Annotated in this window: 12 protein-coding genes and 1 tRNA gene; 5 read left to right on the top strand and 8 right to left on the bottom strand. The window is 64.4% G+C overall.

What is annotated here, in order from left to right:
* Positions 1–366: isocitrate lyase/phosphoenolpyruvate mutase family protein (locus SFU54_RS09710; RefSeq protein ID WP_319016074.1), on the top strand; the 366-nt coding region annotated here is incomplete at its 5' end.
* A complete protein-coding gene (locus SFU54_RS09705) occupies positions 363–851 on the top strand; it encodes a hypothetical protein (protein WP_319016073.1) in 489 nt (162 codons plus the stop codon). The genes SFU54_RS09710 and SFU54_RS09705, both read left to right, overlap by 4 nt.
* A gap of 12 nt (positions 852–863) precedes the next feature.
* Here the strand turns inward: SFU54_RS09705 and SFU54_RS09700 are convergent, their stop codons facing one another.
* The 6 genes from SFU54_RS09700 to SFU54_RS09675 are packed head-to-tail and all read right to left on the bottom strand — an operon-like array spanning position 864 to position 5,991.
* The gene (locus SFU54_RS09700; protein ID WP_319016072.1) at positions 864–1,727 is read right to left on the bottom strand and encodes a prenyltransferase; all 864 of its coding nucleotides are present in this window, start codon (positions 1,725–1,727) and stop codon (positions 864–866) included.
* On the bottom strand, positions 1,724–2,041 hold the full coding sequence (locus tag SFU54_RS09695; RefSeq protein ID WP_319016071.1) for a lycopene cyclase domain-containing protein: 318 nt from the start codon (positions 2,039–2,041) through the stop codon (positions 1,724–1,726). The genes SFU54_RS09700 and SFU54_RS09695 overlap by 4 nt, the downstream gene beginning before the upstream one ends.
* Positions 2,038–2,409, bottom strand: a complete 372-nt coding sequence (locus SFU54_RS09690; protein WP_319016070.1) for a lycopene cyclase domain-containing protein — start codon at positions 2,407–2,409, stop codon at positions 2,038–2,040. Before SFU54_RS09690 ends, SFU54_RS09695 begins: the two co-directional genes overlap by 4 nt.
* Positions 2,410–2,429: 20 nt before the next feature.
* Positions 2,430–4,022: a phytoene desaturase family protein gene (crtI, locus tag SFU54_RS09685; protein WP_319016069.1), complete on the bottom strand. Its 1,593-nt coding sequence runs from the start codon at positions 4,020–4,022 to the stop codon at positions 2,430–2,432.
* Positions 4,019–4,924 carry a phytoene/squalene synthase family protein gene (locus tag SFU54_RS09680; RefSeq protein ID WP_319016068.1) on the bottom strand — a complete coding sequence of 302 codons (906 nt, stop codon included), beginning with the start codon at positions 4,922–4,924 and terminating at the stop codon, positions 4,019–4,021. The genes crtI and SFU54_RS09680 overlap by 4 nt, the downstream gene beginning before the upstream one ends.
* Positions 4,921–5,991: a polyprenyl synthetase family protein gene (locus SFU54_RS09675; protein ID WP_319016067.1), complete on the bottom strand. Its 1,071-nt coding sequence runs from the start codon at positions 5,989–5,991 to the stop codon at positions 4,921–4,923. The genes SFU54_RS09680 and SFU54_RS09675 overlap by 4 nt, the downstream gene beginning before the upstream one ends.
* A gap of 21 nt (positions 5,992–6,012) precedes the next feature.
* Between SFU54_RS09675 and idi the strand changes: the two genes are divergently transcribed.
* Positions 6,013–6,552, top strand: a complete 540-nt coding sequence (idi, locus tag SFU54_RS09670; protein WP_319016066.1) for an isopentenyl-diphosphate Delta-isomerase — start codon at positions 6,013–6,015, stop codon at positions 6,550–6,552.
* Here the strand turns inward: idi and SFU54_RS09665 are convergent.
* Positions 6,534–8,225: an ATP-binding protein gene (locus tag SFU54_RS09665; RefSeq protein WP_319016065.1), complete on the bottom strand. Its 1,692-nt coding sequence runs from the start codon at positions 8,223–8,225 to the stop codon at positions 6,534–6,536. The two genes, idi and SFU54_RS09665, sit on opposite strands and share 19 nt — an antisense overlap.
* A 129-nt stretch (positions 8,226–8,354) precedes the next feature.
* Here SFU54_RS09665 and SFU54_RS09660 point away from each other — a divergent pair, with 129 nt between their 5' ends.
* Positions 8,355–8,720 carry a response regulator gene (locus SFU54_RS09660; RefSeq protein WP_319016064.1) on the top strand — a complete coding sequence of 122 codons (366 nt, stop codon included), beginning with the start codon at positions 8,355–8,357 and terminating at the stop codon, positions 8,718–8,720.
* 17 nt (positions 8,721–8,737) lie between these two features.
* Here the strand turns inward: SFU54_RS09660 and dcd are convergent, their stop codons facing one another.
* Entirely contained in the window at positions 8,738–9,328 is a 591-nt protein-coding gene (gene dcd / locus SFU54_RS09655; protein WP_319016063.1) for a dCTP deaminase, read from the bottom strand.
* 61 nt (positions 9,329–9,389) lie between these two features.
* Here dcd and SFU54_RS09650 point away from each other — a divergent pair.
* A tRNA-Gly gene (locus SFU54_RS09650) sits at positions 9,390–9,460 on the top strand.
* Positions 9,461–9,603: the final 143 nt, after the last annotated feature.

The raw sequence follows: 9,603 nt of genomic DNA, 5'->3' as shown, positions 1-9,603 counted from the left end.
GCCGCGGGCGTTCCGCTCGCGATCAACGCGCGCACCGACACGCTCGCGGGGTCACCCGACAACTGGAGTGAAGCCATCGATCGCGCCAACGCCTACGTCGACGCGGGCGCCACGAGCATCTTCATGCTCGGCCTCGTGACCGAACAGCAGCTGACGGATGCTGTCGCCGCTGTGCGTGCGCCGATCGCCGTCTTCGCGCATCCGGCGTATCACTCGCTCGAGCGTCTGGCCGAGCTCGGCGTGGGCCGCATCTCGTTCGGCCCTCAAGTGCTGGGTCTGACGCTGCAGCACCTCGCCACCGCGGCCGCGCAGCTCACCGCGCGGGGGGATTACCCGGCTGAGCTCAGCTACCGTTACGAGTTGTGAGTCTCGACAGCATCGACGAATCCCTCGACCGCTCGGCGGCGGGCTGGCAGCCCCTGCTCGACCGCCCCGGATTTGAGCAGTGGTGGGATGGCTCGGCCTGGCTCGGTCGTCCGCACCGCGAGCCCGACCCGTTCTCGGCGTTCGGCGCCGACCTGGCGCGCAGCCTGCGCCCGGGGCCCAATCGCGCCGCGGGCATCGCGCGGTGGGGCATCGCCGCGACCATCGCCAGCTTCGTTCTGCAGACGGTCGTCGCGTCGGGGCTCGTCGTGGTTGCCGGAGTCGAGTCCATCACGCTAACGATCGGGGCGCTTATCGTCTCGGCAGTCGTGGCCGGCGTCACGGGCGTCGCGGCCGCACTCGCGCTGCGCGCGGCGCCACGCCTGGGCGGCCGCGCTATTGCGACGCTCGCTCTCGGCGTGAGCATCCTGCTCGGACTCGCTCCCGTGCTGTTGCTCGTGGCGATCGGGCTCGCGGGCGGAATCTAGCCGCGGGCCGAATCAGCGGTTGATGGCCCAGTAGATCATGAGCATCGTGACGATGGCGCCCGCGATGAAGTTGAGCAGCAAGAAGCGCTTCCAGCCGCGGTTGGCCAACTCGGCGGTCTCGTCGGTGATCGTCCAAAACTGAGCGGTGATGACGACGTAGGGCACGGCGGCGAGGGCCGCGAGGGGCCCCGGCCAGTCGGTGCCGAGCAACAAGAGGCCCGCGAGCGTGTAGGCGCCCACGGCCAGTCGCGTCGTTGCCCGAGTGCCGATGACGGTCGCGATCGAGGCGAGCCCGCCCTCTCGGTCGGCGATGACGTCTTGCACCGCGCCGAACGCGTGCGAGGCGATGCCCCACAAGAAGAACGACACGAGAATGAGCCACAGCGCGGGGGTAAAGGTCGCCCCCGCGAGCACGAGGCCATAGACCGCCGGGCTCACGAAGTGGGTCGACGAGGTGACCGAGTCGAGGAATGGCTTCTCTTTGAACCGCAAGCCCTTGGCCGAGTAGGCGATGACGGCAAAGACGCTCACGGCGAGCACCAGCCACGACAGCGGCGAGCCCAGAACCACGAGCGCCACGAGAAACGGCACGTTCGTGATGACCGCAGCCCACAGCGTCGTGCGGTGGATGCTCGGGTCGAGCAGTGCCCCCTCTACGCCGCCCTTGCGCGGGTTGCGCAAGTCGCTCTCGTAGTCAAAGACGTCATTGATGCCGTACATCGCGAGGTTGTACGGAATCAGAAAGTAGATCGTGCCAATAATGAAGGCCGCGTCGATGCGTCCGGTCGTGAGCAGATAGGCCGCCGCGAACGGAAACGCCGTGTTGATCCAGCTCAGCGGGCGCGAGCTGACGAACAGTTGGCCGAGAGTCTTCACGACTCCCCATCCTGGCGGCTCGGTGCACGCCGCAGCAGCTCCCACACCGCGGGCAGCAACACGAGGGCGGCCACCGTGTAGGCAAAGTCTTCGATGGGCGCGAGTCCGATGAAGACGCCGCTGATCAAGCTGTTGTCATAGGCCACGAGTCCCGTGCCGATGATGACGTTGTCGAAAATCGCCGTGAGCGTGAGCAACAGCACGGCCGCGAGACCGACCGCGCGCCAGCGCGGCGCCCGACGCGCCACCACTGCCGCGATGGCGACAATCGCGACGATGCCCAGAAAGACGATGTTGAGAAGGGTGTAGGTCATCCGTCAACCCCTGCCGTCGAAGGGGCAGTGGATGCTCGCCGCGACCACCGGCCGTCGAGCCAGTCCCCCGCCGCCGTGTACGCGTTCATCGTGTTGTAGCAGAGCAGCGTCAAGAAGAAGACCTCTTCAATCGGCAGTTCCGGCCCGATCAGCAGCCCCGTCATGAACTCGGTTTGACCACGGAAGAAGATGCCGAGAACGATGCCACCGAGATCCCACAGCAAGAAGAAGGCAACCCCGAGGGGTAACACGATCGAAGCCCGTCGCGGGTCACGCCAGAAGAACAGCGAGAACCGCCGGTCGAGCAACACCATGCCGGTGAGGGCCACGGCGAGCGCCGCGATATAGGCGAAGTTGATCGGGCTCATGGGTGAGACGCGTCGATGCCTTAGGCTGCCGCCGCGCCCGTCGACGAGACAGCGGTCGGACGAACGGTCGGTTCGAGCGGCTCGGCGAGCGCTCCCGTCGAGGTGTCACCGCGCAAACGCTTGATGAGCACTTCGGCGCTGATGAGGCACATCGGCAGACCGATGCCGGGAATGGTCGATCCGCCTGCGTAGTAGAGCCCCGACACCTTCTTCGAGACGTTCCCTGCGCGGAAGAACGCGCTCTGCGAGAGGATGTGCGCCGGCCCGAGAGCCGTGCCCCGCCACGAGTTGAGGTCGGCGTTGAAGTTGCCCGGCCCGTAGGTGCGTCGCACAACAATGCGATCGGCGAGATCGGGAATCTTGGCCCAGTCAGCGATCTGCGCGATGATGCGGTCGCCATAGACCTCGAGAGGCGTGTCACCGTCACCATCGACATCGCCGCGGCCGAACGACAGCTCTGCGGGAGCCGGCACGAGCACAAAGACGTTTTCGTGGCCCTCCGGGGCAACCGAGGGGTCGACCCCGCTGGGCTTGCAGATGTAGAGCGATGCCGGGTCGGGCAGCGTGGGCTGCGGGCCGAAGATCGCCTCAAAGTTTTCGCGCCAGTTGGCCGTGAAGAGCAGCGTGTGGTGCTCGAGCTCAGGCAGCTCACCCTTGACGCCCAAGTACAACAGCAGGGCGCTCGGGCCGGCCGTCTTCTTGTCCCAGTACTCCTGGGGGTAGGTCTGCAGCTCGGCCGGCAGCAACTGCGTCTCGGTGTGGTGCAGGTCGGCGGCTGAGACCACGAGGTCGGCCTCGAGAACCTCGCCCCCCTCGAGCTCGACTCCGGTGGCCTTCTTCGTCACGGGGTCAACGATGATGCGCGCCACGGGCGATGACGTGCGGATGCTCACACCCTGCTGTTCGGTCACCGCAGCGATGCGCTCGATGAGGCGGGTGAATCCGCCCATCGGGTAGAGCACGCCATCCGTCAGGTCGAGGTGCGACATGAGGTGGTACATGCTCGGGGTCAAGAAGGGCGATGAGCCGAGGAACACCGCGGGGTACCCGAGAATCTGGCGCAACCGCAGGTCGGTGAATCGCTTCGCGACGTAGGCGTCGAGGTTCTGCAGCAGCATGCGCACGAGCTTGGCGGTGCGCTTGAGCACATCGCCGCGGATCAGCGGGCCGAACGATTGGAAGCTCGTGTAGAGAAAGCGCTTCTTGGCCATCTCGTAGGTGTCGAGAGCCGAGTCGAGGTACTTCTCGAGCTTGGCACCAGCGCCGGGTTCGATCGACTCGAAGAGGGCGACGTTCTCGGCCCGCGAGGCCGCGATGTCGGTGGGGGTGTCGAAGCCTTGCGTGATGACGCGGTAGCCGGGGTCAAGCTGCACGAGCTGCAATTGCTCGGCGGCACTCGTGCCGCACAGCTTGAAGAAGTGATCGAACACCTCGGGCATGAGGTACCACGAGGGGCCCATGTCAAAGCGAAAGCCGTCTTTCTCCCACGATCCGGCACGGCCACCGACCTCGGGCTGCTTCTCGACGAGCGTGACGGTGTAGCCGTCGCGCGCGAGCAAGGCCGCACTCGCGAGCCCCGCGATTCCTCCACCAATAACGACGACGCGAGTCATGACGATGCTCCGATCGAGGGGGATGCTGCGGCAGGGTGAGAACGAGGGGTGCGGCCGGCGAGCGCGCCGAGTGCAATTCGGGCCTTGACGGGATCGGGCACTCGCACGCGAGCGCGAATGAGCTGCGAGGCGGGCGTGCGGCGCAGGCGAACCGAAAGCTCAGCGAACAGTCCTTGAGCGAGGGCGACCGCGCGGCGGCTGCCCTTCGGCAGCTCGGGAATCACCGCGGCCGAGGTGCGCAAATCAGCATCGATGTCGTCGAGCAACCGCACCTTGTCCTCCTCGGTAAACGAGCCAACGCTCACGCCGGGAAAATAGCTGCGACCGAGCGTCTCGAAGTCGGCCGACAGGTCGCGCAAGAAGTTGACCTTTTGGAACGCCGCTCCGAGCGCGCGCGCACCGGCAACGAGACGAGCATTCTGTTCGTCGTCGATGGTCATCCCCTGAACGAACGCTCGCAAACACATGAGTCCGACGACCTCGGCCGAGCCGTAGACATAGCGGTCGAAGCTTTCTTGGTCGTGCTCGGTGTCGGTGAGATCCATGCGCATCGAGTGAAAGAACGGCTCGGTCAGTTCTTCGCCGAAGCCAACCTCGCGCGCCGTGCGGGCAAAGGCATGAACCACAAGGTTGGTGCTGTAGCCCGATGCCATCGCCGCGTTCGTCTCGGCCTCGAACTCGTTGAGGTAGCGCGCGGCGTGCACGGCGTCGAGCCCCGCCTCGGCAACACCACCATCGACGATTTCATCGGCGACCCGCACGAGGGCGTAGATGTTCTCGACGTGCTGCCGCACCGCGGGGTCGAGCAAGCGCGAAGCGAGCCCGAACGAGGTGGAGTAGCGACGGATGACCACGCCCGCCGTCTCGTCGGCAACCTGGTCATACAAGCTCAAGCGGTTCATTTCACCCGTTTCAACACGGTCTCAGCGACGGGGTGCAACTCGTCGCGCAGTGACGAAGGAATGTGCGGCTCGGCGAGACGCGCGAGCGCACGATTGGCATACCCGCGAGCGAGATCGTCGGCGAAAGCGCGGGCGCCGCATTCGATGAGCAGCGAACGCGCCTCGGCCGCCTCGTCAGCACTGAGGTCGGCCTTGCCGATCAAGTCACACAGTCGCGCCCACGCGGGCGTCGAGCATGCGAAGGCGATCATGACAGTGCGTTTACCCTCGCGCAGATCACCGATTGTGGTCTTGCCGGTCGACTCTTCTTCGCCGAAGACCCCGAGCACGTCATCCACGATTTGATAGGCGATGCCAATGTCTCGACCGAAATCGCCCAGCGTGGCGACCGTCTGCTCGCTCGCCCCGGCGAGAATTGCTCCCGCTTGCAGCGGCGTCTCGAACGAGTAGACCGCGGTCTTGAGACGCTCCATCGTGAGAATGTCGTCGACGAGGGGCATGTCAGGGTCGATCGAGAAGTCAACGTCAATGAGCTCGCCCGCAGCGCTCGCGAACATCGCCTCATCAAGCACATCGAGCAGGCGCTCGCGCAACGGAGAACTCACGCCACTCTTGTCGATCAAGCGGTAGGCATTGAAGAGCGCGAGGTCTCCTGCAATAACCGCGGCTGACACACCACGGTGTTCGGCGATCTCGACGCTCACGCCGCGATCAACCGCGTGGTCGCGATACGCGCCCGAGATGTTCGGGATGCCCCGCCGCACAAAATCGCGATCGATGACGTCGTCGTGCACGATGAGCGCGGTGTGCAGCAGCTCGAACGACGCGCCGACGTAGGCCGCGGCATCCATGTCGGTGCCCCCGAGTCCGGCATAGGCTGCCATGACCATGCGCGGGCGAAAACGCTTGCCCCCCTGAGTGTTGCGCTCGAGCAAGCCCCACAAGTGCAAATAGTGGTCTCCCAGGGGAGCCGCACGCTTCTTGGATAGGCTGAAGAAGCGCTCCAGCACAGCGTCGACCATGGCCGCTCGCGACTCTGCGATCGCCTCCAGGTCGTTCCTCTTCACCTGAGCAGACTACCCCGCCCTATGAGCGAAAACCCTGAGACTGTCGTCCTCCTCGCCGACGACGGCACCGCGATCGGCACGGCGCCCAAAGCGACGGTTCACACGACCGATACCCCCTTGCACCTGGCCTTTTCGTGCCACGTGTTTGACGAGGCCGGTCGCGTTCTCGTCACGCGCCGCGCGCTCAGCAAGAAGACGTGGCCGGGCGTCTGGACGAACTCGTTCTGCGGGCATCCGGCGCCCGGCGAAGACGCCGTGCAGGCCATCACCCGTCGCGCCGAGCGCGAACTGGGGCTCAGCCTCACCGACGTGCGTGTCGCTCTTCCCGACTTTCGCTATCGCGCCGTCGACGCATCGGGAATCGTCGAGAACGAGATCTGCCCCGTCTACACAGCGCGTGCGACCGGTGACGTCAACCCGGCCGACGACGAGGTGGCGGAGTGGGCGTGGCTCGACCCGGCCGAACTCAGTGCCGCAGTGGCCGCGGCACCGTTTGCCTTCAGCCCGTGGCTGGGATGGCAGCTTGCCGCGTGGTCGGGAGACTATTCGCTGTCGTCCTGACGAGACTCAACGCCACTTCCCTCAAGCGTCACTCGGCGGCGCGGCGCGCGAACGACCACGGTCGTGCCGTGCTCACCGTCAGAGTGCAGCTCGATTGAACCGCCCATGCGTTGCTGCACGAGGGCCCGCACAATCGGCAGACCCAGGCCCGTGCCCGGCACATCACTATGGCGCGGCGACTGCACGCGATAGAAGCGGTCCCAGACCGCCTCTTGTTCGGCGAGAGGAATACCCGGGCCCTCGTCGGCAACGCGAAACTCGAGCTCATCGGGGTCGTCATCGTCAAGAGTCACCGTGACGGTCGCGCCCGCGGGGCTGAACTTGATCGCGTTCGACAGAAGATTTGCACACACTCTCGCAAGGTCTTGTTCCACCCCCATCATGATGACCGGATGCTCGGGCACGACCACCTGAACGTGCACGTTTCTCGCGGGAGAAACAAGGCCCGTAGCGTCTTCGATGCAGTCGTGAAGCAGTCGCCGCACGTCGAACTCAGCAAGGGGTCTCGTGCTTGACTGCGTGGTCAGTCGACTGAGCTCAAGAACATCTTCGATGACGTCAGCAAGCCGGCGGGCGTTTCGATAGATGATGCGCCCGGCGGTAGCCGTCTCGGTATCGCGATCATCATTGTCCGTCAGTTCTTCGGCGAACCCCAGAATGCTCGTCACGGGAGTACGCAATTCGTGACTGACCGAGGCGATGAAGTGGTCTTTTTGTTCATTGAGTTCGCGGAGTTCGTCGGCAACACGATTCGCGTCGCGCTCACGGGCGGCAAGCGCTTCGGCGCTGGCGAACCACTCAGCGCTCTGCCCCGAAACAAAAAGCCCTGCCGCAGCGTGCGTCATCATGAACAACTGCAGTGCGATCACACCCCCTCGCAGGTCGTCGATGACGAGCAGACCAAACGGGCCAATGAAGGAAGCGGTCATGGCCACCGAAAACAACGCGAGCACCAATGACTGCACGGCCGGAACAAGGGGAGGCAGTCGAAAAGCTCCCCACATGAGGGTCGTGATGATCAGAAACGTCAGTGCGTATGACGGCACGAGCACGAACACCACGGCGATGAGGAGCGCCAGAGCGAGACTTTGAACTATTGGCTCCCACCGGGGTGCGCGACGCGGAACGGTGAGCGGAACGAGCGCGAGCGGCACAATGACGAACAGTGCACTCGCGTGAGACGTCATGAAGGTCAACCCCAGAGCGATGGGGTCGACGCCGAGCACAATGGTGGCAGCCGTCGCCGCAATGACGGCGAAGGTGATGGGGCCAACGACCGCAACAATCAGGAATCGGCCGATGTGCGGCAGCGTCGTGAACGGCACATGACGCCGACCACGGGTAAGCAATCGCACCACAATCCACGCCTCCGTGATGTTTGCGAACCCGTAGGCGATGGCGAGCTCAAGCGGGCGGCCTCCCAAGAAATTGGCCGTCGTCAACACCACAAAGATGGGCAACAAGACCGCCAGCCGCCGACCGCGACTCATGAGCACGACGATGACCGTCATGCCCATGGCGGGCCACCACAAGGCGGTCGGCAAGTCCGGGCTCTGAGCGTTTAAGCTCCACATGGCAACGCCAAAGATGGCGGCAATCATGACCGCGATGATCGACCGACGCGGGAGAGCGTCGAGGTCATGAATTCGCGCTGCGAGACCACGAGCATCCATGCGAGCTCCTTCAGTGAAGGCGAGTCAGAGCGTTGCCGTGTGCCGACACTAGCGCGGCTCGCTCTCCACAGGGCTCCCACGCGCGAAGTCAACGTGCCAGACTGTCACCGGATCCCGAGGAGGGACGTTATGGCGCACGTACTCATCGTCGAAGACGAACCCGACGTGCTGCTCTTGCTCGAGAACCGCATGCGAGGCGCGGGTCACGAGGTCGACAGCGTCACCGACGGCGAACGAGCCCTCGAATCGTTTGGCACCCGTGCCCCCGATGTCATCATTCTCGACTGGATGATGCCGCGACTGGATGGCATTGCCGTGTGCGAGCGCATCCGCTCGACTGACACTGAACACCACACGAAGGTGCTCATGCTAACCGCGAAGTCGCAGCAGCACGACATTGATCGCGCCTATGCCGCGGGCGTCGACGACTACATCGTCAAGCCGTTTAGTTCACGCGATCTCATCGCGCGCGTCGCCGCCCTCGCACCGGCCTGAGTGCGGCTCGGCGCGCTCTAGTCCGCTGACGGTGCGATCTCGGTGCGGTGAAAATTGAGCCACGAGCGCGAGGCAGTCGGCCCCCGTTGGCCCTGGTAGCGATTCAAGTATTGGCCGGTGCCGTAGGGGTTCTCGGCCGGCGAGCTGAGACGGAAAAAGCACAGCTGCCCAATCTTCATTCCCGGCCACAACTTGATCGGCAATGTTGCCACGTTGCTCAGTTCGAGCGTCACGTGGCCCGTAAACCCGGGGTCAATGAATCCGGCGGTCGAGTGCGTCAGCAAGCCGAGTCGGCCCAGTGAGCTCTTGCCTTCCAGCCGCGCCGCGACGTCGTCGGGCAAGCTCACCTGCTCATAGGTCGAACCCAGCACGAACTCGCCGGGGTGCAGAATGAACGGCTCATCATGCTTCGACTCGACCAGACGGGTGAGCTCGGGCTGTTCTTCCGCCGGGTCAATGAACGGGTACTTGTGATTGTCGAACAACCGAAAAAGCGAATCGAGACGCACATCAACACTCGACGGCTGCACCATCGTCAGATCGAGGGGGTCAAGGCCGATGCGGCCCGACGAAAGTTCGGCACGGATGTCGCGGTCACTCAGAAGCATGCGGTCAGCCTAGCGAGGTGGCCGGTTCGCTACACTGGCGAAGCACTGCTGCAGTGCACCTGGGGATGTAGTTCAATGGCAGAACTTCAGCTTCCCAAGCTGATAGCGCGGGTTCGATTCCCGTCATCCCCTCTGTGTGATGTCTCACGACATCGTGGACAGCTGAACCCCCAGCAGGAGGGTTCGCCCGTTTTTCACGTCTTGGCCTGATAGCCCTTGTTCGGGTCGATTTGATGCTCCGCGAGCACCTCACCATCGGGGGTCATCGTGATGGC

The organism is Microcella sp., from assembly GCF_033763155.1.
Classification (GTDB): Bacteria; Actinomycetota; Actinomycetes; order Actinomycetales; family Microbacteriaceae; genus Microcella.
The sequence above is the reverse complement of the archived record's forward strand: the minus strand, read 5'-3'. Positions and strand labels throughout refer to the sequence as shown.

Bases quoted from the DNA above. Each gene is read 5' to 3' on its own strand.
- idi (WP_319016066.1), top strand. From the start codon at position 6,013: ATGAGCGAAAACCCTGAGACTGTCGTCCTCCTCGCCGACGACGGCACC.
- crtI (WP_319016069.1), bottom strand. From the start codon at position 4,022: ATGACTCGCGTCGTCGTTATTGGTGGAGGAATCGCGGGGCTCGCGAGT.
- dcd (WP_319016063.1), bottom strand. From the start codon at position 9,328: ATGCTTCTGAGTGACCGCGACATCCGTGCCGAACTTTCGTCGGGCCGC.
- SFU54_RS09680 (WP_319016068.1), bottom strand. From the start codon at position 4,924: ATGAACCGCTTGAGCTTGTATGACCAGGTTGCCGACGAGACGGCGGGC.
- SFU54_RS09665 (WP_319016065.1), bottom strand. From the start codon at position 8,225: ATGGATGCTCGTGGTCTCGCAGCGCGAATTCATGACCTCGACGCTCTC.
- SFU54_RS09695 (WP_319016071.1), bottom strand. From the start codon at position 2,041: ATGACCTACACCCTTCTCAACATCGTCTTTCTGGGCATCGTCGCGATT.
- SFU54_RS09690 (WP_319016070.1), bottom strand. From the start codon at position 2,409: ATGAGCCCGATCAACTTCGCCTATATCGCGGCGCTCGCCGTGGCCCTC.
- SFU54_RS09660 (WP_319016064.1), top strand. From the start codon at position 8,355: ATGGCGCACGTACTCATCGTCGAAGACGAACCCGACGTGCTGCTCTTG.